This is a genomic window from Pseudomonas sp. GW821-FHT09E12, assembly GCF_059416085.1.
The window spans coordinates 97,591-123,269 of the sequence record NZ_JBWKOM010000002.1 but is presented as its reverse complement, the minus strand read 5'-3'; the positions used below and the strand labels follow the sequence as shown (position 1 = coordinate 123,269).

Below are 25,679 nucleotides of genomic sequence, written 5' to 3'. Positions count from 1 at the left end.
CATGCACGCGATGACCCGTCTTTCCCTTTCCGTGGGCCTGGCCTGCGGCGCCCTGCTCGCTTCGACGGCCTGGGCCGCCGAGGCCCCGGCGACCCCGATCAAACCCAAGGTGATGCTGATCACCATGTTCGCCCCCGAGGCCCAGCACTGGATCGAGCGCCTGGAGCTGAAGCAGGAAGTGCGCGTACCCGGCCTGTCGGCGGAGTACCCGGCGATCCGCTGCAACACCAGGGACGTCTGCCTGCTGGTCACCGGCATGGGCCAGACCAACGCCGCGGCCTCGACCCTGGCACTGGCGCTGTCGCCAAAATTCGACCTGCGCAAAAGCTACTTCCTGGTCGCCGGAATCGCCGGCATCAGCCCTAAACACGGGACCATCGGCACCACCGCCTGGGCCCATTACCTGGTGGAATTCGGTACCCAGTGGGAACTGGATTCGCGGGACGCGCCCAAGGACTGGCCGACCGGCTACCTGGGCATCAATACCAAAGGCCCGAACGAGAAACCGCCGCTGGACTACAAGACCGAAGTCTTCGAGCTCAACCCGAAACTCCAGGCCAAGGCCTTCGCCCTGTCGCGTCGGGTAAGCCTGAGCGAAAGCAAGGAATCGGCGACCTGGCGCCTCAAGTACCCGGCGGCCCCGGCCAACCAGCCGCCGGTGGTGACCCAGTGCGACACCCTGGCGGGCAACACCTGGTTCTCCGGCACGCGCCTGAGCGAGCGGGCCGAGGTCTGGACCCGCCTGCTGACCGACAACAAGGGCGAGTACTGCACCACCCAGCAGGAAGACAACTCGACCTACGAGGCCCTGCTGCGCGCCAGCCGCGAAGGCCGGGTGGACGTGCAGCGGCTGGCGGTGGTCCGCGCCGGCTCCGACTTCGACCGCCCCGAGCCGGGCGGCAGCGAGGTCGACAACCTGCTCAAGTACGCCGACCAGGGCGGTTTCGTCCCGGCCCTGGAAAACCTCTATCGCACCGGCAACCCGCTGGTGCAGGACATCCTGAAGAACTGGTCGGCGTGGGAGAAAGGCGTGCCGGGGGCGTAAGCCAACCTGTAGCCGCTGCCGCAGGCTGCGATCGACCCGAAGGGGCGTGGCGATCTTGCGATTGCCGAGGTCCTGCGGACCTATCGCAGCCTTCGGCAGCGGCTACACAAAGCCGTGCCAGCCTGCCGATTCAGGCAGGTTGGCCACCCTTACGGCAGCAGAATCACCTTCTCGCCGCTGCCCTTGTTCACCTCGTGATAACGCTCGACGCCCTGCTCCAGCGGCGATTCGAACAGCCCCTGCGGCAAGGGCAACAACCCCTCATCGAAGAACCGGCCGAACTGCTCGAGCATGGCCGCGCAGGCCTGCACGCCGTACAGCAACGAGTTGATCCCGACCACCGAACCGCCCTTGCGATACAGGCCCAGGGCCGGCAGTTGCACATGACCGTCCACCGGCGCGGCAATGATGGCGATCCGGCCGAACGGCGCCAGGGCCGCGACCGAGGCCGGCAGCCAGAAACCGGTGGTGTCGAAGATCACCTCGGCGCCGCCGGCGAACACCTCGTTGACCTGCGCCCCGAGGTCTTCCGGCTGGTCCAGTTGCACGGCCTGGAACCCTTGCGCCTGCAAGGCCTTGACCTGTTCCGGGCGCCGCGCGGCGGCCAGCACCCGGGCTCCGCGAGCCTTCGCCAGGGCCAGGGCGGCGCTGCCCACCGCCCCGCCGCCAATCACCAGCAAAGTGGTGCCGGCGCTTACCCCGCTGCGTTCCAGGGCATCCCAGGCAGTGGTGTAAGGCACGCCCAGGCTGGCGGCCTGGGCGAAGCTCAGCTGCGCCGGCTTGTGCGCCACGCCCTTGGCCGACAGCGCCACGTACTGGGCATGGGAGCCGTCCGCGTAGAACCCCAGCTCCTTGCCGGTGCCCCAGACCTCCTGTCCCACCCACTCCTGCGGCCCGTCCACCACCACTCCGGCAAAGTCCCGCCCGGGAATGCGCGGCACGGTGGTGTAGGGAAAACGCCCGAGCACGTTTTTCACGTCGCTGGGGTTGAGGCCGGCAGCCTTGATCCGCACCAGTACCTGATCGGCGGCCGGCACCGGGGTCGGCACCTCGACGTAGTGCAGCGACGAGAGATCGCCGGTCTTGGAAAATTGCAGGGCGTGCATAAGCACCTCCATAAACAGGAATACATAAAAGAATCGAAAGGCCTCAGGACAACCAGTTGCTCACCAGTTGCCGGCCCATGGGCCACAGCTGTTCGCCGGCAAGCATGCCGAGCAGCCCGACCAGGGCGATGGCCGGCGGCGCCGGCGAGCGAAAACTCAAGGCGCCGTAGAGCAATCCGACGCCGAGGCCGATGGCCAGGGAGATGAGGTAATGCATGACGAACTCCAGGCAGTGCGCCGCGCCAGAGCGGCGACGATTGGGCATGCCGGGAGTCTAGGGAACGCCGAACCGGGCAACCGGCCAAGCACTTCAGGATTTCGGCCAATCTGTGGGTGGGCGCCGTGGCGGCCTGGTTGGTTGGCGATGCCGATACTGTGGTGTGCCAGACAGGACGCTATCGCGAGCAAGCTTCGCTCCTACGGGATTGCAGCGCACACACAATGGATGCCTGTCCGCAAAGCCCCGTAGCCGCTGCCGAGCCGCGCGAGGCTGCGATCGACTGCGCAGCAGGCGCAAAACCTGAGAATGCAGTGGGTCTGGGTAAACGCGGTGGCCCGGTCGCAGCCTCGCAGAGCTCGGCAGCGGCTACAGGGATGACAGGCACTCAGGCGCGGGCTTCCCCGGCCGCGTATTGCGACGGGGCCAGCCCCAGCTCGCGGCGGAACATGTCGCTGAAGCTGCCGGGGGAATACCCCAGCTCACGGGCGATAGTGCTCACCGGCACGCCCTGGATCAGCTCGGCGGCGGCCGTGGCCAGTTGCACCTGGCGGCGCCACTCGGCGAAGCCCATGCCCAGGCCGTCCTTGAACAGCCGCGCCAGGGTGCGCACGCTGGCGCCCGCCGCCTCGGCGTGGCGTTCGAAGGGAATGTCCAGCGAAGGCGCGGCCATCACCGCCTGGCAGAGGCTGATCAGGCGCCGGTCGGAACTGTCCGGCAGGACGATCTTCAGCTGCGAGCGCCGGGCGCGCTTGAGCTCCAGCAGGGCCAGGCCCACCAGCGCGTCGTAGTACTCCGGCTGCGGCGCACCGTCATGCTCCACCAGGCGCACGATCAGCTCGCGCAGCAGGTTGTCCACCTGCAACACCTGCACCTGGCTGTCGAGGGTCGCCGCCAGGCACGGGCGCAGATAGATATTGCGCATCTGCAGGTCGGTGACCACGCGGATCCCGTGGGGCACGCCCGGCGGCAGCCACACCGCCCGTTGCGGCGGCACCACCAGCGCCTCGTTCGGCGTCTCGACCCACATCACCCCGCTCATGGCGTACAGCAGCTGCCCCCAGGCGTGTTCGTGGGGCTCGATGAACAGGCCACGCGGATAGGTGCGCGCCAGGGGTTGCACCGGTACGTCGGTGTCGCTGAGGTCGGGAGGTGCGGCAAGGGCCATGGCCGGGCATCGTCGTCAAGCAAGGGGAGCCCATGGTAACCCCGCCGATCCGCCTGGAAAACCGCGAGAAAACATCCGAACGGGCGCCACAGCGACAGGCAATAAGCCGTTCGGATGCTTGCCCGACCGCTGATACCCTTGCTCGACAATCCGAGTGAATTTTTCCCTGCCCGCGCGGGTCACTAAACCATCACAGGGAGGATTGATAGCTTTATGAACAACGCAAAACTTTTCGTCATCGAATACACCCTGCACGGCACCCCCAAGTCCTTCATCATCCGCTCGGAGAAGATGGACAACGCCGAGGCGTGGCACTGGGCAAGCTGCGACGCCGGTGTCGGCCGCATCGGCCGCTTTGGCCTGGAACGGGTGAAAAAGACCAGCAAGCCCCTGGCGGAAAAATTCGGTATCGAAAACGTCACCTGGCGACCGTCGACCTGAGCCAAGCGAGGTCGATGCCTTGTGCGGCGTGCGCTGCCAAAGCCGCCGGCCAGCCGCCTTGCCAGCGAAAACGGTACCTGCACCCGCGCAATTGAAAGTGGAGCCACGACAGGCTCCACTGTTTTTTTCGCCCCGCCACTGTTGCAGCACGTCAGTGATGCGCGCCCTTGGCGCAATCGCAGCCTTCGGTAGAAGCGCAGGGTTCGCCGTTGGCGTGGTGGCTGGCGCAGGCCTGGCAGCAGTAGTGCTTGCCGTGACGCACGATGGCATGGGCACCGACCTTGCAGGTGCAGCCCGGACAGGCACAAGTCTCGTTGGACATAAGGTGACTCCTTTGTGGTGGTCGTCGACGACGCGGATGTTGCCGCGTCTCTAGCAGTGTAGTAACTGCCCATCGCCGCCATTGGCCCCTGGTCGCGGCGGCTTCAGTTCCAGCCTTCCAGGCGCAAGGTCGCGCGCACCAGGCGCTGCTCTTCGTTTTCGATCTCCCGCAGGTTGTCGCAGAGGCCCTGGATATGCGCGATGGCGGCCTTGCGCGCCTGCTCCGGCAGGCGTCCGGTGACGGCGTTGTAGAGCCGCGCGTGCTGGCGGTCGATCTGGCGCTTCTGCGCCTGGCGGTGATAGAGGTTGTTGACCGAGGCGAACACCGAATTGAGCAGCAGGTCGGTCAGCGAGCGCAGGGTCTGCACCAGCACCGGGTTGTGCGAAGCCTCGCAGATCGCCAGGTGGAAAGCGTGATCCAGGCGCGCATGGGCCGAGGCATCAAGGGCCTGGTCGTGGGCGTCCAGCAACGCCTGGTAAGCACGGCCGATCAGCACGAAATCGGCCTCAGTGCCGCGCAACGCCGCCAGCCGCGCCGACTCGCCTTCCAGCAGGCTGCGCACTTCGAACAGGTCGTAGAGGGTGCGCGGCTGAGAGCTGAACAGATGCATCAGCGCCGAGGTCGCGCCCTGCCCCGACAGTTGGGCGACAAACGAGCCCTTGCCCTGTTCGGTTTCGATGATGCCCCGCGCCCGCAGCAGCTTCAGGCCCTCGCGCAAGGCCGTGCGCGATACGCCGAGTTTTTCCGTCAGGCGCCGCTCCGAGGGCAGCAGTTGGCCGGTCTTGAGTACGCCGTCGACGATCAGGCGCTCGATGCGTTCACACACCACATCCGCCACCTGGTGCCGGCCCGAATCGCTCCTGTGCATGCGCCCTCCACTGGTATGACCAGCTGTGAAGAAAAAACCCGATCAAACGGACCGCCAGGCCATCCTGCTGATATACCTGGCTTTTTATAAAAAAACCGGCATCGACGGCAAAACAAACTGGTTCGACCAGCGCTCGGCCCCGTGGACAGTAAGGCCAGCCGGGCCAATGATGCAACCAAGCGGCCCAGGGTCTGTTCCCGTGGTGACAGACCCTGGCCAGCCGAGCGCCCATAAAAACAACTCAGGGTCGTCAGCCACCCATGAATATCCTCTACGACGAACGCGTCGACGGCGCGCTGCCCAGCGTCGATAAAGCGGCATTGCTCCAAGCGCTGCGCCAGCGCCTGCCCGACCTCGACCTGCTGCACCAGACGGAAGACCTCAAGCCCTACGAATGCGACGGCCTCTCGGCCTATCGCACCACGCCGATGCTGGTGGCCCTGCCGCGGCATATCGAGCAGGTGCAGGAACTGCTGCGGATCTGCCATGAACGGCGCGTGCCGGTGGTCGCCCGGGGGGCTGGCACCGGCCTCTCCGGCGGCGCCCTGCCCCTGGAACAGGGCGTACTGCTGGTGATGGCGCGCTTCAACCAGATCCTGCATATCGACCCCGCCGCCCGCACCGCGCGGGTCCAGCCCGGGGTGCGCAACCTGGCGATCTCCCAGGCCGCCGCGCCGTTCGGCCTGTACTACGCCCCCGACCCGTCCTCGCAGATCGCCTGCTCGATCGGCGGCAACGTCGCGGAAAACGCCGGCGGCGTGCACTGCCTGAAATACGGCCTGACCGTGCACAACCTGCTCAAGGTGGAGATCCTCAGCGTCGAAGGCGAACGCCTGACCCTGGGCAGCGACGCCCTGGACGCGCCGGGTTTCGACCTGCTGGCGCTGTTCACCGGCTCCGAAGGCCTGCTCGGGATCATCACCGAAGTCACGGTCAAGCTGCTGCCCAAGCCGCAACTGGCCAAGGTGCTGCTGGCGGCCTTCGACTCGGTGGAAAAAGCCGGCCGCGCGGTGGCCGATATCATCGCCGCCGGCATCATCCCCGGCGGCCTGGAGATGATGGACAACCTGGCGCTCCGCGCCGCCGAGGACTTCATTCACGCCGGTTACCCGGTGGACGCCGAGGCCATCCTGTTGTGCGAGCTGGACGGTGTCGAAGCCGATGTTCACGACGATTGCGACCGGGTCCGCGCGGTGCTCGAACGGGCCGGCGCCACCGAGGTCCGCCAGGCCCGCGACGAAGCCGAGCGGGTGCGTTTCTGGGCCGGGCGCAAGAACGCCTTCCCGGCGGTGGGACGGCTGTCGCCGGACTACTACTGCATGGACGGCACCATTCCGCGCCGCGCACTGCCGGAGGTGCTCAAGGCCATCGCCGCGCTGGCCGCCGAGTACCAGCTGCGGGTGGCCAATGTGTTCCATGCCGGCGACGGCAACATGCACCCGTTGATCCTATTCGACGCCAACCAGCCCGGCGAACTGGACCGCGCCGAAGCCCTGGGCGGCAGGATCCTCGAGCTGTGCGTGGCAGTCGGCGGCAGCATCACCGGCGAACACGGGGTCGGCCGGGAGAAAATCAACCAGATGTGCGCCCAGTTCAACAGCGACGAGTTGACCCTGTTCCACGCGGTCAAGGCGGCCTTCGACCCCGGTGGCCTGCTCAACCCCGGCAAGAACATCCCGACCCTGCACCGCTGCGCCGAATTCGGCGCCATGCATGTGCACGCCGGGCAATTGCCCTTCCCCGAGCTGGAGCGTTTCTGATGACGGCACACGCGGATAACGACGCCAGCGGCGAACTGCTGGAACAGGTCGGGCAGGCGCTGGCCGGCAATACCCCATTGCTGATCCAGGGCGGCAACAGCAAGGCCTTTCTCGGGCGGATGAGCGCTGGAGAAGTGCTCGACACCCGCGGCCATCGCGGCATCCTCAGCTACGACCCCACCGAGCTGGTGGTGACGGTCCGCGCCGGCACGCCGCTTGCGGAACTGCTGGCCACGCTGGACGCCGCCGGGCAAATGCTGGCCTGCGAACCGCCGGCCTTCGGCGACGGCGCCACGGTCGGCGGCATGGTCGCCACCGGCTTGTCCGGCCCGCGGCGGCCCTGGGCCGGCTCGGTGCGCGACTTCGTCCTCGGCAGCCGGGTGATCACCGGCACCGGCAAGCTCCTGCGCTTTGGCGGCGAGGTGATGAAAAACGTCGCCGGCTACGACCTCTCGCGCTTGCTGGTGGGCAGCTACGGTTGCCTGGGGGTGCTCACCGAGGTGTCACTCAAGGTCCTGCCCAAACCCCGCCAGTGCCTCAGCCTGAGCCTGGAAATGGACAGCGCCAAGGCCCTGGCCCGGCTCGCCGACTGGGGCCAGCAACCGTTGCCCATCAGCGCCGCCAGCCATGACGGCCAGCGCCTGCACCTGCGCCTGGAGGGCGGCGAAGGCTCGGTGGCCGCGGCCCGCGACCGCCTGGGTGGCGAGCCGTTGGCGGCCGATTACTGGGCCAACCTCAACGAACAACGGCTGGCATTCTTCGACGAAGGCCTGCCGTTATGGCGCCTGTCGCTGCCCAACAATACGGGGCCCCTGGAGCTGCCCGGCCAGCAGTTAATAGATTGGGCCGGCGCCCAGCGCTGGCTGAAATCCGCGGCGCCCGCGGAGCGCATCCGCAGCCTGGTCGAGCGCGTCGGCGGCCATGCCACCTGCTACAGCCACGGCCTGGTGGACAGCCCGTTCCAGCCGCTGCCGGCAGTGCTGCTGCGCTACCACCGCCAGCTCAAGGCGCAACTGGACCCGCAAGGGATCTTCAACCCCGGCCGGCTCTACGCCGAGCTCTGAACGCAGACCCCGAGCATGCAAACCACCTTGAGCGAACAGGCGCGCCAGCTGCCCCGCGCCGCGGAGGCCGAGAGCATCTTGCGCACCTGTGTGCACTGCGGTTTCTGCAACGCCACCTGCCCCACCTATCAGTTGCTGGGCGATGAGCTGGACGGACCGCGGGGGCGCATCTACCTGATCAAGCAGGTGCTGGAAGGCCACGAGGCCACGGCCAAGACCCAGCTGCACTTGGACCGCTGCCTGTCGTGCCGCAACTGCGAAACCACCTGCCCGTCCGGGGTGGATTACCACAACCTGCTGGACATCGGCCGCGCCGTGGTCGATGCCGCCGTGCCCCGGCCCCTCGGCCAACGCCTGCTGCGCCAGGGCCTGCGCGCCCTGGCGCCGAACCCGGCGCTGTTCAAGGCGCTGCTCGGCACCGGCGCCACCTTGCGTCCGTGGCTGCCCGAGGCCGTGCAAGGCAAGCTGCCGCGCCAGGTGCAGCCGGCCAAGGCACGCCCGGCCACGGCCCACGCGCGGCGTATCTTGCTGCTGGAAGGCTGCGTGCAGGCGAGCCTGTCACCCAACACCAACGCCGCGACGGCGCGAGTCCTCGACCGCCTGGGCATCGCCGTGCAAGCCGTGAGCGAGGCCGGCTGCTGTGGCGCCGTGGATTACCACCTGGACGCCCAGGAGGCCGGCCTGGAGCGGGCCCGGCGCAATATCGACGCCTGGTGGCCGCACCTGGAAAACGGCGCCGAAGCCCTGGTGCAGACCGCCAGCGGCTGCGGCGCTTTTATCAAGGATTACGGCCACCTGCTGGCCCACGACCCGCGTTATGCCGCCCGCGCCGAGCGGGTCAGCGCCCTGGCCAGGGACCTGGTGGAAGTGCTGCGCGACGAACCGCTGGAACAGTTGCACGTCCACAGCGACCAGCGCCTGGCCTTCCACTGCCCGTGCAGCCTGCAACACGCGCAGAAACTCGGCGGCGCGGTGGAGGCCGTGCTCAAGCGCCTGGGCTTCGAGCTCACCGAAGTGCCCGACAGCCACCTGTGCTGCGGTTCGGCGGGCACCTATTCGCTGACCCAGCCCGAGCTGGCGCGGCAACTGCGCGACAACAAGCTCAATGCCCTGGAAAGCGGCCGGCCCGAAGTCATAGCCACCGCCAATATCGGCTGCCAGACCCACCTCGACGGTGCCGGGCGCACCCCGGTGCGGCATTGGATCGAGCTGGTCGAGGCCGCCCTGCCACCCCTGAATGTTTCCCATCAATCAGCTACGCCCTGAAAGGAGCACGCCATGCACAGCAAAGCCGTACTGGGTCAGCGCGAAGTCCAACGCATCCTGATCGCCGCGCGGGACGAGGCCGAGCGCAACCAATGGGCGGTGAGCATCGCCATCGTCGACGACGGCGGCCATCCGCTGGCCCTCGAACGCCTGGACGGCGCCTCGCCGGTCAGCGCTTACATCGCCGTGGAAAAAGCCCGCACCGCGGCCCTCGGCCGACGCGAGTCCAAGGGTTATGAAGAGATGGTCAACGGCGGGCGCACGGCGTTTCTCTCAGCGCCCTTGCTGACCTCGCTGGAGGGCGGCGTGCCCGTGGTGTTCGACGGCCAGGTGATCGGCGCGGTCGGGGTGTCCGGGGTCAAGTCCGAGGAGGATGCCCAGGTGGCGCGGTTCGCCGCTCGGGCACTGGATTGAAAATCTGGACCGCTGCGCGGTCCATCGCGAGCAAGCTCGCTCCTACAGCGTTCTGCGCCGTCCATGTAGGAGCGAGCTTGCTCGCGATAGGGCCGGAAAATCCGCCGCCCCGACGCCTGCCTCACATCACCAACTGCGCGATCAACCAGGCATTGGCGCCGCTGATAATCGCGAACAGGCTCCAGGCGAGGACGCGGGTCGGCCAGCGGTTGACGAACACGCCCATCAACTGTGGGTCGCTGGTCATGCGGATCAACGGGTACAGGGCGAACGGCAGTTGCAGGCTGAGCACCACCTGGCTCAGCACCAGCAACTGGCCGACCGCGCCGTCGCCCATCAGCCACACGCCGACGAACGCCGGCACCAGAGCCAGGCCGCGGGTGATCAGGCGCCGCTGCCAGCACGGCAGGCGCAGGTTCAGGTAGCCCTCCATGATCACCTGGCCGGCGATGGTGCCGGTGAAGGTCGAGCTCTGCCCCGAGGCCAGCAAGGCCACGCCGAACAGCACGCTGGCCAGCGCCCCGCCCACCAGCGGGTCGAGCAGGTGATAGGCGTCCTGCAACTCCACCACCTCGGTGTGCCCGGTACCATGGAAGGCCGCGGCGGCGAGGATCAGGATCGCCGCGTTGACCAGCAGCGCCAGGGCCAGGGAGCCGATGGTGTCGATGCGCGCCAGCTTGATCGCATCCCGCCGGCTGGCCTCGTCCCGGCCCACCAGGCGGGTCTGCACGATGGAGGTGTGCAGGTACAGGTTATGCGGCATCACGGTGGCGCCGAGGATACCGATCGCCAGGTACAGCGGCGCGGCCTCGCCGATTGCCGCCAGCGACGGCGTGAAGCCCCGCGCCACGTCCGGCCAGTAGGGCTTGATCAACAGCAACTCGACGAAAAAGCACAGGCCGATGGTGCCCACCAGCACCAGCATGATCGCCTCCAGGCGGCGGAAGCCGCGGTTCTGCAGAGCGAGAATCAACAGGGTGTCGAAGGCGGTGATGACAATCCCGGTGGTCAGCGAAACGCCGAGCAACAGATGGAACGCCAGGGCGCAACCCAGGACCTCGGCCAGGTCGGTGGCGATGATCGACACCTCCGCCAGCAGCCACTGGGTGCGCGCCGTGCGGGTGCTGTAGCGCTGCCGGCAAAGCTGTGCCAGGTCGCGCCCGGTGGCGATGCCCAGGCGCGAGCACAGGCACTGCACGGCCATGCCCGCAAGGCTCGCCAGCAGCACCACGAACAGCAGGTTGTAGCCATAGCGCGAACCGGCCTCGATGGCGGTGGCCCAGTTGCCCGGGTCCATGTAGCCGATGGAAATCAGCAGGCCGGGGCCGGCGAAGCGCAGGATGCGCTTGAACAGTGGCGCCTTGGGATCGACGACGATGGTGCCGGCGACTTCCGGCGGGCAAAAGGGTGCGGTACCGATTTTCGGGAGGGTGAATTTCACGCGGGCATCCGGAAGGCTGGAACGGTGGCCCAGCTTAGACGTTTCAGCGAACCGGCCCAAGCCTTGATAGCGCCCTGCTCCGGCCTTTTGCAGCCTGCCTCTGTAGGTGCGAAGCTTGCTCGCGATAGCGGCATATCAGTCACCACCACAGATGAGCCGGCCCCTTTTCCCAAACCACCCTGCACCGACCGGCCGCTCCTACAGCGCCAGTGTTTTCAGGCATGATGCAGGGCAGCCATCCGCGGAGCCGCGCCATGAACACTCCAGCCCAACCCACTGTCGCCCTGGCGATGCGTTCGTATTCCGGGCAGGTCGAGCTGCACCATCACGATTTTCCGCAGATCGTGCTGCCGCAGTCGGGGGCGATGGAGATCGAGGTGGACGGCCGTGGCGGCAAGGTCGATGCCAGCCAGGGCGTGGTGATTGCACCGGGAGCCCGGCATAGCTTCCTGGCCGAGCGCCGTAACACCTTTCTGGTGCTCGACCTGGATAGCCCCAGCAACGAGGCGCCTCTGGCCGATAGCCGCTTCTTCGCCATCGACCCGCAGATCCGCCACCTGCTCGGCTATGCCAGCCACAGCGGCGCGTTGCTCAGCTCCTCCAGCCCGGTCGCCAGCGCCTGGAGCGCCCTGCTGCTGGCCTGCCTGGCCCGCCCGACGCCGAGCGCGCCGCAACGCCAGACGCTGGTGCGGGCCCTGACCTACATCGAGCAGCACCTGGGCAGCCCGCTGAGCGCCCGCGCCATCGCCCAGGCCGCGGGGGTCAGCGAGCGCAGCCTGTACCTGCTGTTCGAGCGGGACATGCACAGCACGCCTTTCGCCTACATTTCGACCCTGCGCCTGGACCGCGCCATCGACCTGCTCGGCCGTACCCTGCTGCCCATCAGCGAGATCGCCCAGCGGGTCGGCTACGCCGATCAGAGTGCCCTGACCCACGCCTTGAAGAAGGCGCGCAACCAGACCCCGGCCGCCCTGCGCAAAGCCGCTCGCAACGCCCAGGCGCAGGCTGCGACAAGACTTCGGCAGGCCTGATCAATACCGCCGTCGCGGCGACTTCTATGCTGGCCACACCGCCCTTGCCTCGGTGTGCCTATGACCGCGATCCATTCAACCAGCCTCACTCCCTCCCGCAGCGGCGCCGCCACCGCCATCGGCGTGATCGCGGTGTTCCTCTGGTCATGCCTGGCGCTGCTGACCACCCTCACCGCCGGCATTCCCCCCTTCCAGTTGCTAGCCCTGAGCTTTGCCGTGGCCTGCGGTGCCAGCCTGGTATTGCTCGGCTTGCGGGGGCGCGCCGGTTTTCGTGGCTGGCGCCAGCCCTGGCCGGTCTGGGCCCTGGGGTTCGGCGGGATCTTTGCCTACCACGCGCTGTATTTCTTCGCCCTGAAAGCCGCGCCGGCCGCCGAGGCCAGCCTGATCGCCTACCTCTGGCCGTTGCTGATCGTGTTACTGGCGGCCAGGGCCGGCGGCGAACCGCTGCGCGGCCGGCAACTGACCGGTGCCTTGCTGGGGCTGGCCGGCACCGCGTTCATCATGCAGCAGCGCGCTTCCAGCCAGGTCGGCGCGATGCCGGTGGCGGGTTACCTGGCGGCGTTCGGCTGCGCCCTGGTGTGGTCCGGCTACTCGGTGCTCAACCGCCGTTTCAGCAGCGTGCCCAGCAGCCTGATCGGTGGCATCTGCGGGCTGGTGGCGCTGGCCGGGCTGCTCTGCCACCTGATGTTCGAAAACCCGGTGCAACCGGACCTCAAGCAATGGCTGGCGATCCTCGGCCTGGGGCTGGGCCCGGTCGGCCTGGCCTTCTTCGCCTGGGACCACGCCACCAAACACGGCAACCTGGCCACGCTCGGCGCACTGTCGTACCTGGCGCCGTTGATCTCCACCCTGCTGCTGATCGTCATCGGGCAAAGCCCGGCCAGTGTGTGGCTGCTGGTGCCGGCGTTGCTGATTATCGCCGGGGCGGTGCTGGCGACGTCGGGAGCCCGTTCTGCCCAGGGTTGAGGAGCGTCCGATAAGCCCCACGAAGCCGCTCCCGCGCCCTTTTATCCGAAATTTCGTGGCACCGCATATCCCGCTGGAGTGCCCCGCGACAGCCATGGGAAGATGCGCGCCCCAACGCGCTCACTCTGGAGAATCTGCATGTCCCTGTTCGGTAAACACGCCGCGGTCCTGGTCCTCGCGGCGCTGGCCGGTTTCAGCACCCTGGAGGTGTCCGCGGCCCAGCCGACGAACAACAAGGCCAAGGTCGAGACCGTCTCGATGCTTGGCGGCAAGTTCAAGTTCAGCCTGCCCAAGGGCTTCATCGCCAACCCGCTGCCGGCCGGCGACGAAGCCAGCGGCACCGCCGGCGCCACCGGCACTATGTACACCAACGCCAGCACCAAGACCGTGGTCATCGCCGCACAGAACCTGATCCCCGATGCGGTGCAGGCCAAGGACAACGACGCACAGTTCCTCGACAGCGCGGTGTCGGGCTTCCTCTCGCAACAGGCGGCAGCCCTGCCGGATTTCAGCAAGCAGAGCGAAAAAAGCATGACCCGCGGCGGCCTCGGCCTGCGCCAGATCGACAGCACCGCGACCCAGGGCGGCGGCATGACCCAGAGCTCCACCCTGCTGGCCGGCTCGGGCAACCGCATGGCGGTGGTGCAGGTGATTTCGCGGATCGGCGACAAGGCCAATCACGACAAGCTGGTCAGCCAGATCGTCGGCAAGTAAGCGCAGCGGCACAGCGGCCGCGGCGGGTTCACGGCTTCAAGGGTTGAGGCTGAGCAACCAGCGGTTCAGGTCCTGGAGCTCGGTGTCGCTGATGGTATGACCGATGCCCGGGTAGGCATGGAATTGCGGAGCCAGGCCCAGGCCGCGCAACAGGCTGTCGGCCTCGGAGCCGTCGCTGTAAGGCAGGCGCATGTCCGCGGTGCCATGGGCGATGAAGATCGCCAGCCGCTCCAGGCCCGTGCCGCTCTTGAGCTGCGAGCGCAGCACCGGCAGGATCTTCCCGCTCAGGGCGGCAATCCCGCGGACCGCCTGGGGATGGCGCAGGCCCAGCTCGTAGGCCATGATCGCGCCCTGGCTGAAGCCCACCAGGAACACCCGGTCGGCGCGGGTGTGGTACTTGGCGAGCGCCTGCCGCACGAATTCGTCGATCAGCTTCGCACTGTCGGCCAGCTCGGCGGTCACCCCGTCGTAAGCGCCTTCGCCCTGCTTGTGAAACCACTGGTAACTGCCCTCTTCAACGGTCTGCGGCGCCCGTACCGAGAGGTAGGTGTAATCCGCCGGCAACCCATCCTTGAGGCCGAACAGGTCTTCTTCGTTGCTGCCGTAGCCATGGAGGAAAATCACCAAAGGCCGGTCGCGGGAATCGGCCGGGGCCTGTTCCAGATAGCGCAGCGGCAGGTCGTCGTGCAGCACCGTCTGCGCCTGGGCAGTGGCACCCACACACAGCAGCAACAGCGCCAGAAACTTGAACATGGGACGTCCTTGCGGGTGAGAGGAGCTCGCGGTCACCAAGGGCAAAAGCGTTGCCTGATGGTCTGGCCGCGGAGCGGCCATCGCGAGCCAGCTCGCTCCTATAGTGAGGAGCAGTGAGGAGCAGTGAGGAGCGGTTCGCTCAATCGTTGGTCAGCTTGCCGCTGCGGATCGGCTCGCGGCCGGCGACCTTGGCCTGCCAGATGCCCGGCTCGGTGTAGCGGCTGCGGTCCAGGGCGAACAGCACGCCGCTGGTGGCGGCGCGTACCACGCTGACAATGTCGTTCAACGGGTCGACCACCTCGAAGATCGCATCGCCCCGCTCCACCCATTCGCCAGCCTCGCGCAGGAAGCTGACCACCCCATGGTGCGGGGCGAACAGGTATTGGGTGCCTTCGAACGGCATGCCCTCGCAGCAGGCGTCCGGGGTCGCCGGCCATTGGCCGTCGATAAACCCTTGCTCGGCGAGAAAACCGAGGATCGCTTCGCAGTTGGCCTGGGCCTGTTCGACCCGGGTGTCGCCCATGCTGCCCAGCTCCAGGGTGGTGGCGAGGTTGGCCGGGGGAATCGCCGCCCGCGGGAAGTCGCGGGCCAGGCGCAGCCAGGGCGTGGAGCAGGATTCGTCGAACGAGCTGCCGCCGGAGTCTTCGCAGAGCAGCGCCACGCCGGCCTTCAGCCGCGCGGCCAGGGATTGCCAGCGTGGCCAGTGCTGAGGCAGTGCATAGAGGTGGATCGCCGCTTCGAAATCGCAGTGCAGGTCGAGGGTGATCTCGGCGTCGCAGGCATGGCGCAGCAGCAGGCGTTGCAGGGCCTGGAGCTGCGAGGTCGGGGCTGGAAGAGCGTCGAGGACGTCGCCCATGGTCTGGCGGATCAAGGCGACGTTGGCCGCCGCATCGCTGCCCAGGCGGTCACCGATCAGGTCGCCCACCGGGCCACTGAGTTCGACGAAGGCGCGGTTGAAGTTCTTCCCGCTGCCGCTTTCGAAACGTCCCAGGTGGCTGCTTTGCAGGTGCTGGTCGAGGCCGATGGGGTTGGCCACCGGCACCAGCTCGATCACGCCCTTGAGTTGCCCCTGGGCTTCCAGTTCGCTCAGGCGTTTTTTCAGTTCCCAGGCGGTGCGCATGCCCGGCAATTCGTCGGCGTGCAGGCTGGCCTGGATATAGACCTTGCGGCTGCCGCCGCCAAAACGGAACACGCTGAGCTGGCGCTGGGTGCCCAGGTGGCTCCAGGGCAGGGAATGGTCGATGCGTTGCATGAAGGGCTCCGGAAGAAAAATGGAGTTCGGCGGGGGCCGTAGCCTGAGGCATTTGCGCAGCCATGAAAAGGTCGTCGTCCACTGCCGGGTGGCGCGGGCTTCTGTAGCCGCTGCCGCAGGCTGCGATAAGGCCGAAGGTCTTCAGCGATCTCAAGGTCCCTGCGCCCCCTGCGGGGTCGATCACAGCCTCGCGGGCTCGGCAGCGGCTACAGGAGCGCCCCATCGCACGGGGTAAATAGCACTCATGAAAAAGGCGGCCCCGGTAAACGGTAGCCGCCTTTTTCAGCCCGGCGAATTACTCGCCGTAGACGTCGAACTTGAAGTACTTGTCCTGCACGGCCTTGTACTTGCCGTTGGCGCGGATCTCAGTAATGGCAGTGTTGAATTTCTCGGCCAGGGCGGTATCGCCCTTGCGCACGGCGATGCCGGCGCCGCCACCGAAGTACTTCGGATCGTTGTACTCGGGACCGACGAAGGCGAAGCCCTTGCCGGCGTCGGTTTTCAGGAAGCCGTCATCGAGGTTGACCGAGTCGGCCAGCAGCGCGTCGATGCGACCGGACACCATGTCCAGGTTGGCTTCCTGCTGGGAGCCGTAACGCACCAGGTTGATCCCGGCCGGCACCAGCACCTCGGTGGCGAAACGGTCATGGGTACTGGCGCGCAGCACCCCGACTTTCTTGCCCTTGAGCTCGGTCAGCGGGTCCTTGACCTCGGTGCCTTCCTTCATCACGAAGCGCGCTGGGGTGTGGTAGTACTTGATGGTGAAATCGACGTTCTTCTTGCGGTCGTCGGTGATGGTCATGGACGACAGGATGGCGTCGATCTTGCGCACTTTCAGCGCCGGGATCAGGCCGTCGAATTCCTGCTCGACCCAGGTGCATTTGACGTTCATCTGCTCGCACAGCGCGTCGCCGATATCCACGTCGAAACCGGTGAGCTTGCCGTCGGGGGTTTTCATCGAGAATGGCGGATAGCCGGCTTCGATACCGATGCGGATCGGCTTGGCATCGTCAGCCACGGCGGTCAGGGACAGCATGGACAGTGCCAGGGCACCGAACAGTACAAGCTTCTTCATTTATAACTCCCGTAGACGGAGGCTTTTATTGGCAGAAAGGTTCGATTGGGGGAAATCGAAGTGGCCAGCAGTCTAGAGCGGCGTCCGGGAGGCAAATTGTGTTTATGCGACAAATACTTATATAAAATCCACCTCCGCATTCAGGCGTCGGGCAAGCCGCCCTGCTGCCGTCGTCGGCGTACCGCGAACGGTTCGGGCGTGGGGAGAAGGTGGTCGCCGAGTGATGGGCCGAGCGGGAGAACGTCATCGCGGGCCAGCCTCGCGCCTACAGAAGCCTGTTTCGTTGGCGTGACTGAAGGGCTGCTCCCGTAGGAGCGAGCGGGCGGCGATCCGACTTGCCCGCGAAAGGGCCAGCTCAGCCCTCCTCAATCCTCGGGCTTGCGCAGCAGGTAGGTGTCCATGATCCAGCCATTGGCCTGCCGCGCCGCCTTGCGCACTTGCTGGATCTGCCCCGCGACCTCCTTGAGCCGGCCGGCGATCAGGATTTCCTCCGGCGTGCCGAGGTAGGCGCCCCAGTAGATCTCCAGGTCCTGGTCCGCCACCTGGCGATAGGAGTCCTCGGCGTCGAGCATCACCACCAGGCTGTCGGCATCGCTCACCTGCCCCGCCGCCAGGCGCCGGCCGGTGGTGATCTCCACTGAGCGGCCAATGCGGTTCAACGGCACCTTGTGCTGCGCCGCCAGGGCCTGGACGCTGGTGATGCCGGGGATCACCTCGAACTCGAACGCACAGCGGCCGCTGGCCAGGATCGCCTGCAGGATGCGAATGGTGCTGTCGTAGAGCGCCGGATCGCCCCAGGCCAGGAAAGCCCCGGTTTCGCCGTCCGCCAGTTCCTCGTCGATCAGCCGCTCGAAAGTGCGCTGCTTGTCGCGGTTCAGCTCGGCGACGCTGGCCTGGTAATCCACCTCGGCGCCGCGCAGTCGCTCCGGGCTTTGCGCTTCGACAAAACGGTAGCCGGGCCGCTCGATGTAGCGCTCGCAGATTTCCCGGCGCAGGTCGATCAGCGCGTCCTTGCTCTGGCCCTTGTCCATCAGGAAGAACACGTCGGTGCGATTGAGCGCCTTGACCGCCTGCAGGGTGATGTAGTCGGGGTTGCCGGCGCCGATGCCGATGATCAGGAGGGTTTTCACGTGGGGCAGGTCTCGATGGCGAATCGGAAATGGAGTATGGCCGGGTTGTCGCGGCGCGTCACAAAGCGGCCGCCGGGCGGCCTATCGCGAGCAATCTCGCTCCTACAAGGGGTTGCACTGTCTATGTAGGAGCGAGCTTGCTCGCGAAAAATCGCCAAGCCACGCCACCTCTAGCCCCGCTGATCCAGACGCAAACGCCAGCGCCCGTTGAAGCGCAGTTCGACCTGGGCCAGCGGCTCGACATCGATGGCATTGAAACTGGCCAGCGGGCACTGCATGACGTGCACCAACGCCGCGCGGATGACCAGCGGATGGGTCACCGCCAGCACATGCCCGGGCTGCTCGCACAGCGACGCCAGCCACGCCGCGACCCGCTCGCACAGCTGCGCCACCGACTCGCCGCCATGGGGCGCCAACTGGCTGTCGGCCAGCCAGGCTTGCACGGCCTCGGGCTGCTCGCGCTGCAGAGAGTCAATGGACAGGCCCTGCCAGCGGCCCATGTCACAGTCGCGCAACGCCGCCACCGCCTCCACGCTGGCGCCATACAGGGCGGCGGTCTGCCGCGTCCGTTGCTCCGGCCCGCTGAGCAGCCGCGGCGCCCCCTTGAACGCGCCGGCCCGCGAGCCCGCCAGCGCCTGCCAGTCCATCTCCAGCGGTTCGTCCAGCGGGAAACGCGCCAGCTTCTGGGCGACGGTCCGGGCATGGCAGATCAGGGTCAAGCGGGTGGCCGGCACGGGGAATCTCTCGACGTTGAATGGACGCAGTGGGCAATGTGGCTGCGTTTGTATCATGGGCCGCCGAGGGATTCCCAACTTGTCGCAGCCGAACCTAGGCGCTGGCGATCCCCGGCCGGGCCAGGTACAGCACCTCGTAGCGTTCGGCGCCGCGTGCGCTGTCGGGCGCGCTGGCCGACAGGGTGAAGCGCACCAGCTCCCAGGCCTGCAGGTCGAGGGCGACGAACACGGCGAAGGTGTCCGGGTCATCGGCCAGCCGCTGGTTGTGTTCGACCTGCTCGGCCAGCAACCTGGCCCGGTCCGCCAGCGGATCGATCGCCAGCGCCTCGCGATAGAGCGTCCGTGCCTGGTTGGCGCGTCCGCGACGCCAGTCCAGGGGCAACCAGGACTCGATGTGCGGCCGGCCGAAGGAGTCGATCACGCTGTCGAAACCGCTGCCCATGAGAAACCGTGCGGCGCCCGCCGGATCGGCCCAGAGGTAGATCGAGGCGTACAGGTTATGCCGCGCGCCGTGCACGCCCCGCTCCCGCCCGGCGAAGACTTTGAACAGCAGCCCGTCGACCTCGTCCCACAAGGGCCCGCGATCCGCGGCGCGGTGGCGGATCACGCCCATGTCGTAATCGGCGGGCAAGCGGTGTGAATACTGTTTGGCCAACATGGCGGTGCTCCTGTGCTTGAGGGTGTGGCCAGCTTGCGCGGGGCCAACCATTACAACAAGATATCGACACATATATCTGCGATAAGCATTCGATATGAGCGAACCCGTCAAGCCGCTGGACATCGACACCGTGCACGCCTTCGTGCTGATCGCCGACTTCGGCAGTTTCACCCGCGCCGCCCAGGCGCTGGACACCTCCCAGGCCGCCATCAGCCTCAAGCTCAAGCGCCTGGAGGAACGCCTCGGCTATCGCCTGCTGGAGCGCACGCCCCGGCATGTGCGCCTGACGCCGGTCGGCGAGCAGTTCATGCAGGCCGCCCGCGACCTGCTGCGCGCCCATGAGCGGGCCCTGGGCGACATGCAGGCGGCGCCGGCGCGACGGCTGATCATCGGCATCAGCGACCACGTGGCCGGCGCGGAACTGCCGCACCTGCTGAGCCGCATCGCCGCCTACGATCCGCTGCTGATCATCGAGGTGCGCATCGCCTCCTCCCGAGACCTGACGGCGGCCTTCGACCGTGAGGAGCTGGACGCGGTCATCGTGCGCAACGAAGGCGCGCGCCAGGACGGCGAAGTGCTGGTGGCCGAGCGCTTCGGCTGGTTCGCCGCGCCGGCCTGGCAGCAGGCTCCGGGCACCCCGCTGCGGCTGGCGACTATGGCCGCGCCCTGTGGCGTGCGGCATGTCGCCGTGCGTGTGCTGGACGACGCCGGCATTGCCTGGACCGAGGTCTTTATCGGCGGCGGCGTGATGGCCGTGTGCGCCGCGGTCAGCGCCGGGCTCGGGGTCGCGGCGCTGGCCCATCGGGTGGCGCCGGCCGGCGCGGTGGAAGTCGGTGAACGCCTCGGGCTGCCGGTGCTGCCGGTCAGTGAAATCATCTTGCTTGCGCGGCCCACCGACGCCCGCTCCGAGGAAACCCTGCGCGCCCTCAGCGCCGCTTTTCGCGGCACCCTGCCGCGCTGACGGCGCGCCCCAAAAAACCTCGACCCCCCAATAAACCCGGGCTTTCACGCCCCCTTTTGACGCATTTCAGGGGGCCTTTATTTTTCACTGGACATGTAGCGTAAATTACATAAATACTGTTTTCACTTTCAGTGAAACAAAAACGACATCCACTTGCGAAGGCGTTTTCATGCCGTCTCTCAGAGACCAGATCACCGACCCGGCCCTCGACCTCACGCCTTCGGAGCGCAAGGTCATCCGTGCCCTGCTCGACCATTACCCGCGCAACGGCCTGGGGCCCATGTCGCGGCTGGCCGAACACGCCGGCGTCAGCGACCCGACCATCGTACGGCTGGTGAAAAAACTCGGTTTCGGCGGTTATGCGCAGTTCCAGGAAGCGCTGCTCAGCGACATGGACGCTCGCCTGCGTTCGCCCAGCACCCTGTTGCAACCGCGGGCCCAGGTGCCCCGGGACGATGCCTGGAGCCACTACCTGCAAGGCAGCCTGCGCAGCCTGGAACAGACCCAGGCCCTGACCCAGCCCGAAGACGTGCGCATCCTGGTCGACTGGCTGCTGGACAGCCGGCACGCGCTGTACTGCTACGGCGGGCGCTTCAGCAACTTTCTCGCCAGCTACCTGCTCAATCACCTGCGCCTGATGCGCCCCGGCTGCGTGGCCCTGGACGACAACGCGCAACTGCCCGACCGCCTGTATGACGTGCAGCGCCAGGACATCGTCTTGCTGTTCGACTACCGCCGCTACCAGAGCCAGGCCCTGCGCGTGGCCAGCGCGGCCAAGGCGCGGCACGCGCGGGTGGTGCTGTTCACCGACATCTATGCCTCGCCCCTGCGGGAGCTGGCGGACCTGATCATCAGTGCCCCGGTGGAGTCGGCCTCGGCCTTCGACACCCTGGTGCCGGCGCTGGCCCAGGTCGAGGCGCTGGTCGCCAGCCTGACCCTGCGCAGCACCGACCTGGACCGACGCCTGGAGGGCATCGACGCCCTGCGCAACGAATTCGCCACTCACCTGCTGGAGGACAAATAAGGATGGTCTGCCTTCCCCACCAATCACCCCGCGACCTGCCATTCACCCTCGATCGCACCGCCCTGCTGCTGGTGGACATGCAACGGGCCTGGCTCGAGCCGCAGCTGGATCCGCATTTGCAGGTGCCGGACGCCGAGTACTTCCTCAAGCGCACCCGCGAACAGGTGATTCCCAACCAGCAGAAGCTCCTGGCGGCCATGCGCGGCGCCCGGCAGAACGTGCTGCACACCATTATCGAAAGCCTGACCGCCGATGGCCGCGACCGCTCGCTGGACCACAAGCTGTCGGACATGCACCTGCCCAAGGGCAGCCCGCAGGCGGCGATCATCGATCCGCTCGCGGCGCGGGAGAACGAAATCGTCCTGCCCAAGACCTCCTCCGGGGTCTTCAACTCGACCAACATCGACTACGTGCTGCGCAACCTGCAGACCCGTCACTTGATCGTCGCCGGCATCGTCACCGACCAGTGCGTCGACATGGCGGTACGCGACGCCGCCGACCGCGGTTACCTGGTGACCCTGGTGGAAGACGCCTGCGCCACCTACACCGACGCCCGGCACCAGGCCTGCCTGAACGCGATCAAGGGCTACTGCTGGATCACCGACACCCAGACCGTGCTCGGCCGCCTGCGGGAGATGCAGGCATGAGCCGGAACAGCGAGCCGTTGCGGCCGGTGGCCATGACCACCCTGCTCACCACCGACCTGATCGGCGTCAGCCGTGGCCGCTCGTTCCCCAGCGACGAACTGGACAGCTACACCAGCGCCGGCTGCGGCTGGGTGCCGGCCAACAGCGCGCTGACCCCGCAGGACATCATTGCCGAACCCAACCCCTGGGGCGCCCGTGGCGACCTGCGGCTGATCCCCGACCTGGCCAGCCGAGTCCAGGTCGGCAACGGCCCGGACGCCAGCGCCTCGCCGCTGGACTTCATCCACGCCGACATCTGCGAGACCGACGGCCAGCCCTGGGCCGCCTGCCCGCGCACCCTGCTGCGCAACGAGGTGCAGCGCTACGCCAGCGAGCTGGGGCTGCAGGTCACCGCCGCCTTCGAGCACGAATTCAACCTGCGCGGCGCCACCGCGCAACCGGAGCGCCTGGCCTTCTCCCTGCAGGCCCAGCGCCAGGGCGCGGACTTCGGCGGCTGGCTGCTCAGCGCCTTGCGCGCCGCGGGCGTCGAGCCGGAAATGTTCCTGCCCGAATACGGCAAGCACCAATACGAAATCACCTGCCGCCCGACCCAGGGCGTGGCCGCCGCCGACCGCGCGGTGAACGTGCGCGAGATCACCCGCGAGATCGCCCGGCAACTCGGCCATGGCCTGAGCTTCGCGCCCAAGACCGCGGAGCACGCGGTGTGCAATGGCGTACACCTGCACCTGAGCCTGCAGGACCTGGACGGCGCCCCGGTGCTGTACGACCCACAGAGCGCCGATGGCCTGTCGCTCCTCGGCCAGCGCTGGGCCGCCGGGGTGCTCAAGTACCTGCCGGCGCTCTGCGCCTTTACCGCGCCGACACCGATTTCCTACGCCCGCTTGCAACCCCATCACTGGAGCGCCTCCTACGCCTGCCTGGGCCAGCGCAACCGCGAAGCCTCGCTGCGCATCTGCCCCACCGTGAGCCTCGGCGGCAAGCCGGTGGCGCCGCAGTACAACCTGGAATTTCGCGCGCTGGACGCCACCGCCTCGCCGCACCTGGCCATGGCCGCGGTGCTGATCGCCGGGCGCCTGGGCATCGAACAGAAGTTGCCACTGCGCGCCGTGACCGACGAAGTGCCGGACGAACTGAGCGCGCAGCAGCGCCAGGACCGCGGCATCGTCGCCCTTCCGGCTTCGTTGCCGCAGGCGCTGGACTGCCTGCGCAACTGCCCGGAACTGCTGCAAGCACTGCCAGCCCCGCTGCTGGACACCTATTTCGCCGTCAAACACAAGGAAGTAGAACTGACCGAGCACCTGACCCCTGCCCAACTCTGTGAGCACTATGCACACCTGTACTGAAACCGCTGAACTGGGGCTGTACACCCAACCGGCCTACCGGCTGCTGCGGGAAGATTCCGCGCACCCGCTGATCCTCGTCTGCGAACACGCCAGCCGTTATATCCCGGCGGCGCTCAACGACCTCGGCCTGGACCCGGAAGCGGCGCGTGAACACATCGCCTGGGACCCCGGCGCCCTGGAGCTGGCGCAAAGCCTGTCGCAGACCCTCGGCGCCACCCTGCTGACGGCCAATTATTCGCGGCTGCTGATCGACCTCAACCGCCCGTGCCAGGCCCACGACAGCATTCCGTTGCAGAGCGAGATCTACCAGATCCCGGGCAACCAGCACCTCGACGAAGCCACCCGCGAGTACCGCCGCAAGCAGCTGTTCAGGCCCTTTCATGCGCGCCTGAGCGGGCTGATCGACGCACGCCTGGCCGCGGGCCGGCCGGTGCGGGTGGTGGGCATCCACAGTTTTACCCCGCTGTACTACGGCCAGCGCCGCACGCTGGAGATGGGCGTGCTGTTCGATCGCGCCGAGGGTTACGCTCGGCGCCTGCTGGAAGGCATGTCGGTCCACGACGTGAAGATCGCCGGCAACGAGCCGTACAAGATCGACGCCCTGGGCGACATGACCGTACCGGCCCACGGCGATGCCCGCGGGCTGGATTCGGTATTGATCGAGGTGCGCAACGACCTGCTGCGCACCCCGCAGGCCATACAGTGCTGGACGGATTATCTGGCACCGCTGTTGTAGAAAAAGCTGTACATCAGGATGGAGCTGTCGTTGTAAAAAAGCTGTTTGCTGTACCGGTACAACAACTATAAAAAACCGCCGTGGCGTGTCTTTAAACCTGCCAGGTTCAAATACATTGCTTGCCTCTGCAGGTCGTCCTTCGACCTCAGCGACAGGCTCCCGCCCCCCCTTTGGCTGACAAGGAGAACCTCTTCATGGAGATTGAAGAATTCGGCTACAAACAGGAACTCAAGCGCGGCCTGACGCTGCGCGACCTGGTGGTCTACGGGATGATTTTCATGATCCCCATCGCCCCGTTCGGGGTCTACGGCTATGTAAACCAGGAAGCACCGGGCATGGTGCCGCTGGCCTACATCATCGGCATGCTGGCGATGCTCTTCACCGCCCTCAGCTACGGCAGCATGGCCCGCGCCTTTCCCATCGCCGGCTCGGTCTATTCCTACGCCCAGCGCGGGCTCAACCCCCATGTCGGCTTCATCGCCGGCTGGCTGATGCTGCTCGACTACCTGCTGATTCCGCCGTTGCTGTACGTCTACGCGGCCATGGCGCTGAACCACCTGTACCCGGACATTCCCAAGGTCGGCTTCATCCTCGCGTTCCTGGTCAGCGCCACCTTCGTCAACCTGCGCGGCATCACCTTCACCGCACGGATGAACATCGTGTTCCTCCTGGCGCAACTGGTGGTGCTGGGGATCTTCCTGTTCTACGCCTGGAACGCCCTGCACGGTGGCGCCGGTAACGGCCAGCTGACCCTGGCGCCGCTGTACCACCCGGAGAATTTCCACTTCGGCATGCTGATGCAGGGCGTGTCGATCGCCGTGCTGTCGTTCCTCGGTTTCGATGCCATTTCCACCCTGGCCGAAGAGATCAAGAGCGAGCCGGGCAAGAGCGTCGGCCGCGCCGCGCTGATCACCCTGCTGGTGATGGGCGCGATCTTTGTGGTGCAGACCTGGATCGCCACCGACCTGGCCGCCGGCATGGGCTTCAAATCGGCCGACACCGCCTTCTACGAGATCGCCGAAATCGCCGGCGGCAGCTGGCTGGCGACCCTGACCGCGGTGGCCACCGCGCTGGCCTGGGGCGTGGCGGTGGCCATCACCTCGCAAGCGGCCGTGTCGCGCCTGCTGTTCGGCATGGCCCGCGACGGCAAGCTGCCGAAAATCCTGGCCAAGGTCCATCCCAGGCACAACACGCCACACGTCAGCATCTACCTGGTGGCCGTGCTGTCGCTGCTGATCTGCTACCTGTTCATCAACTCGGTGGACACCCTCACCTCCCTGGTGAACTTCGGCGCCCTCAGCGGTTTCATGCTGTTGCACCTGACCGTGATCAATCACTACTGGCGTCGCAACCAGTCGGCCCAGGTACTGCGGCATCTGATTTGTCCGGTGATCGGCTTTCTAATTGTCTGCGCGATCATGTACAACATGGGGGTCGATGCGCAGAAACTCGGTTGCATCTGGATCGCCATCGGCCTGGTCTACCTGTTTTTCCTCAACAAGCTGGGCGCCAATACGGCGCTGACCGATCCACTTTAATCAAC

At 66.8% G+C, this 25,679-nt stretch carries 27 protein-coding genes; 15 read left to right on the top strand and 12 right to left on the bottom strand.

All coding sequences use genetic code 11. The features are described from left to right. Position 1: 1 nt before the first annotated feature. Positions 2 to 1,045, top strand: coding sequence for a purine-nucleoside phosphorylase (locus tag AC07PQ_RS05645; protein WP_493185172.1), 1,044 nt, complete (start codon positions 2 to 4; stop codon positions 1,043 to 1,045). Between the two features lie 149 nt (positions 1,046 to 1,194). Here AC07PQ_RS05645 and AC07PQ_RS05640 read toward each other — a convergent pair whose 3' ends face one another. The 3 genes from AC07PQ_RS05640 to AC07PQ_RS05630 form a co-directional block, all read right to left on the bottom strand. Continuing rightward, the gene (locus tag AC07PQ_RS05640; RefSeq protein WP_493185173.1) at positions 1,195 to 2,151 is read right to left on the bottom strand and encodes a quinone oxidoreductase family protein; all 957 of its coding nucleotides are present in this window, start codon (positions 2,149 to 2,151) and stop codon (positions 1,195 to 1,197) included. Positions 2,152 to 2,194: 43 nt separating this feature from the next. Next, entirely contained in the window at positions 2,195 to 2,368 is a 174-nt protein-coding gene (locus tag AC07PQ_RS05635) for a DUF1427 family protein (protein ID WP_493185325.1), read from the bottom strand. Positions 2,369 to 2,756: 388 nt separating this feature from the next. Next, positions 2,757 to 3,536: an AraC family transcriptional regulator gene (locus AC07PQ_RS05630; RefSeq protein ID WP_493185174.1), complete on the bottom strand. Its 780-nt coding sequence runs from the start codon at positions 3,534 to 3,536 to the stop codon at positions 2,757 to 2,759. Positions 3,537 to 3,749: 213 nt separating this feature from the next. On the opposite strand from AC07PQ_RS05630, the gene AC07PQ_RS05625 reads away from it, so the two are divergent. Beyond that, a complete protein-coding gene (locus tag AC07PQ_RS05625) occupies positions 3,750 to 3,977 on the top strand; it encodes a DUF6555 family protein (protein WP_007930743.1) in 228 nt (75 codons plus the stop codon). A 151-nt stretch (positions 3,978 to 4,128) separates the two neighbouring features. On the opposite strand, the gene AC07PQ_RS05620 is transcribed toward AC07PQ_RS05625, so the two are convergent. Beyond that, positions 4,129 to 4,299, bottom strand: coding sequence for a metallothionein (locus tag AC07PQ_RS05620; RefSeq protein ID WP_007930741.1), 171 nt, complete (start codon positions 4,297 to 4,299; stop codon positions 4,129 to 4,131). A gap of 103 nt (positions 4,300 to 4,402) precedes the next feature. Continuing rightward, positions 4,403 to 5,167 carry a transcriptional regulator GlcC gene (gene glcC / locus AC07PQ_RS05615; RefSeq protein WP_085530397.1) on the bottom strand — a complete coding sequence of 255 codons (765 nt, stop codon included), beginning with the start codon at positions 5,165 to 5,167 and terminating at the stop codon, positions 4,403 to 4,405. 260 nt (positions 5,168 to 5,427) lie between these two features. Between glcC and glcD the strand changes: the two genes are divergently transcribed. From glcD to AC07PQ_RS05595, 4 genes are read left to right on the top strand one after another with little or no spacing between them, the layout of a single operon-like run. Further along, positions 5,428 to 6,927, top strand: a complete 1,500-nt coding sequence (glcD, locus tag AC07PQ_RS05610) for a glycolate oxidase subunit GlcD (RefSeq protein WP_493185175.1) — start codon at positions 5,428 to 5,430, stop codon at positions 6,925 to 6,927. Further along, on the top strand, positions 6,927 to 7,991 hold the full coding sequence (gene glcE, locus AC07PQ_RS05605) for a glycolate oxidase subunit GlcE (protein ID WP_493185176.1): 1,065 nt from the start codon (positions 6,927 to 6,929) through the stop codon (positions 7,989 to 7,991). Before glcD ends, glcE begins: the two co-directional genes overlap by 1 nt. 15 nt (positions 7,992 to 8,006) lie before the next feature. Then, positions 8,007 to 9,257, top strand: a complete 1,251-nt coding sequence (glcF, locus tag AC07PQ_RS05600; protein ID WP_493185177.1) for a glycolate oxidase subunit GlcF — start codon at positions 8,007 to 8,009, stop codon at positions 9,255 to 9,257. 12 nt (positions 9,258 to 9,269) lie between these two features. Beyond that, positions 9,270 to 9,671 (top strand): heme-binding protein, encoded by a 402-nt coding sequence (locus AC07PQ_RS05595; protein WP_493185178.1) that lies wholly within the window; start codon positions 9,270 to 9,272, stop codon positions 9,669 to 9,671. Positions 9,672 to 9,792: 121 nt separating this feature from the next. Here AC07PQ_RS05595 and AC07PQ_RS05590 read toward each other — a convergent pair whose 3' ends face one another. Further along, positions 9,793 to 11,112 (bottom strand): Nramp family divalent metal transporter, encoded by a 1,320-nt coding sequence (locus AC07PQ_RS05590; RefSeq protein WP_493185179.1) that lies wholly within the window; start codon positions 11,110 to 11,112, stop codon positions 9,793 to 9,795. A 254-nt stretch (positions 11,113 to 11,366) separates the two neighbouring features. Between AC07PQ_RS05590 and AC07PQ_RS05585 the strand changes: the two genes are divergently transcribed. The 3 genes from AC07PQ_RS05585 to AC07PQ_RS05575 all read left to right on the top strand — a co-directional run bounded on the left by AC07PQ_RS05585 (position 11,367) and on the right by AC07PQ_RS05575 (position 13,823). Continuing rightward, positions 11,367 to 12,143: a helix-turn-helix domain-containing protein gene (locus AC07PQ_RS05585; protein WP_493185180.1), complete on the top strand. Its 777-nt coding sequence runs from the start codon at positions 11,367 to 11,369 to the stop codon at positions 12,141 to 12,143. 60 nt (positions 12,144 to 12,203) lie between these two features. Continuing rightward, entirely contained in the window at positions 12,204 to 13,109 is a 906-nt protein-coding gene (gene yddG, locus AC07PQ_RS05580) for an aromatic amino acid exporter YddG (protein ID WP_493185181.1), read from the top strand. Positions 13,110 to 13,247: 138 nt separating this feature from the next. Further along, positions 13,248 to 13,823, top strand: coding sequence for a DcrB/PsbP domain-containing protein (locus AC07PQ_RS05575; protein ID WP_101337418.1), 576 nt, complete (start codon positions 13,248 to 13,250; stop codon positions 13,821 to 13,823). Between the two features lie 36 nt (positions 13,824 to 13,859). Here AC07PQ_RS05575 and AC07PQ_RS05570 read toward each other — a convergent pair whose 3' ends face one another. The 6 genes from AC07PQ_RS05570 to AC07PQ_RS05545 all read right to left on the bottom strand — a co-directional run bounded on the left by AC07PQ_RS05570 (position 13,860) and on the right by AC07PQ_RS05545 (position 19,425). Further along, entirely contained in the window at positions 13,860 to 14,576 is a 717-nt protein-coding gene (locus tag AC07PQ_RS05570) for an alpha/beta hydrolase (RefSeq protein WP_493185182.1), read from the bottom strand. Positions 14,577 to 14,715: 139 nt separating this feature from the next. After that, the gene (locus AC07PQ_RS05565) at positions 14,716 to 15,828 is read right to left on the bottom strand and encodes a succinylglutamate desuccinylase/aspartoacylase family protein (protein WP_150050075.1); all 1,113 of its coding nucleotides are present in this window, start codon (positions 15,826 to 15,828) and stop codon (positions 14,716 to 14,718) included. Positions 15,829 to 16,123: 295 nt separating this feature from the next. Next, entirely contained in the window at positions 16,124 to 16,903 is a 780-nt protein-coding gene (locus AC07PQ_RS05560) for an ABC transporter substrate-binding protein (protein WP_007932592.1), read from the bottom strand. A 365-nt stretch (positions 16,904 to 17,268) separates the two neighbouring features. Further along, a complete protein-coding gene (gene cobF, locus AC07PQ_RS05555; RefSeq protein WP_457276044.1) occupies positions 17,269 to 18,033 on the bottom strand; it encodes a precorrin-6A synthase (deacetylating) in 765 nt (254 codons plus the stop codon). 170 nt (positions 18,034 to 18,203) lie between these two features. After that, positions 18,204 to 18,767, bottom strand: a complete 564-nt coding sequence (locus AC07PQ_RS05550; protein WP_493185183.1) for a histidine phosphatase family protein — start codon at positions 18,765 to 18,767, stop codon at positions 18,204 to 18,206. Positions 18,768 to 18,861: 94 nt separating this feature from the next. After that, complete coding sequence (locus AC07PQ_RS05545) at positions 18,862 to 19,425, bottom strand: DUF4865 family protein (protein WP_493185184.1); 564 nt, start codon at positions 19,423 to 19,425, stop codon at positions 18,862 to 18,864. Positions 19,426 to 19,519: 94 nt separating this feature from the next. Between AC07PQ_RS05545 and AC07PQ_RS05540 the strand changes: the two genes are divergently transcribed. The 6 genes from AC07PQ_RS05540 to AC07PQ_RS05515 all read left to right on the top strand — a co-directional run bounded on the left by AC07PQ_RS05540 (position 19,520) and on the right by AC07PQ_RS05515 (position 25,674). After that, positions 19,520 to 20,386: a LysR family transcriptional regulator gene (locus AC07PQ_RS05540; RefSeq protein WP_007932587.1), complete on the top strand. Its 867-nt coding sequence runs from the start codon at positions 19,520 to 19,522 to the stop codon at positions 20,384 to 20,386. A gap of 169 nt (positions 20,387 to 20,555) precedes the next feature. Continuing rightward, positions 20,556 to 21,410: a MurR/RpiR family transcriptional regulator gene (locus AC07PQ_RS05535; protein WP_007932586.1), complete on the top strand. Its 855-nt coding sequence runs from the start codon at positions 20,556 to 20,558 to the stop codon at positions 21,408 to 21,410. A gap of 2 nt (positions 21,411 to 21,412) precedes the next feature. Then, a complete protein-coding gene (locus AC07PQ_RS05530) occupies positions 21,413 to 22,057 on the top strand; it encodes a cysteine hydrolase family protein (protein WP_007932585.1) in 645 nt (214 codons plus the stop codon). Beyond that, on the top strand, positions 22,054 to 23,400 hold the full coding sequence (locus tag AC07PQ_RS05525) for a type I glutamate--ammonia ligase (RefSeq protein WP_493185185.1): 1,347 nt from the start codon (positions 22,054 to 22,056) through the stop codon (positions 23,398 to 23,400). Before AC07PQ_RS05530 ends, AC07PQ_RS05525 begins: the two co-directional genes overlap by 4 nt. Beyond that, positions 23,384 to 24,136, top strand: coding sequence for an N-formylglutamate amidohydrolase (locus AC07PQ_RS05520; RefSeq protein WP_007932583.1), 753 nt, complete (start codon positions 23,384 to 23,386; stop codon positions 24,134 to 24,136). The genes AC07PQ_RS05525 and AC07PQ_RS05520 overlap by 17 nt, the downstream gene beginning before the upstream one ends. 194 nt (positions 24,137 to 24,330) lie before the next feature. Continuing rightward, positions 24,331 to 25,674 (top strand): APC family permease, encoded by a 1,344-nt coding sequence (locus AC07PQ_RS05515; protein ID WP_493185186.1) that lies wholly within the window; start codon positions 24,331 to 24,333, stop codon positions 25,672 to 25,674. The last annotated feature ends 5 nt before the right edge of the window (positions 25,675 to 25,679 follow it).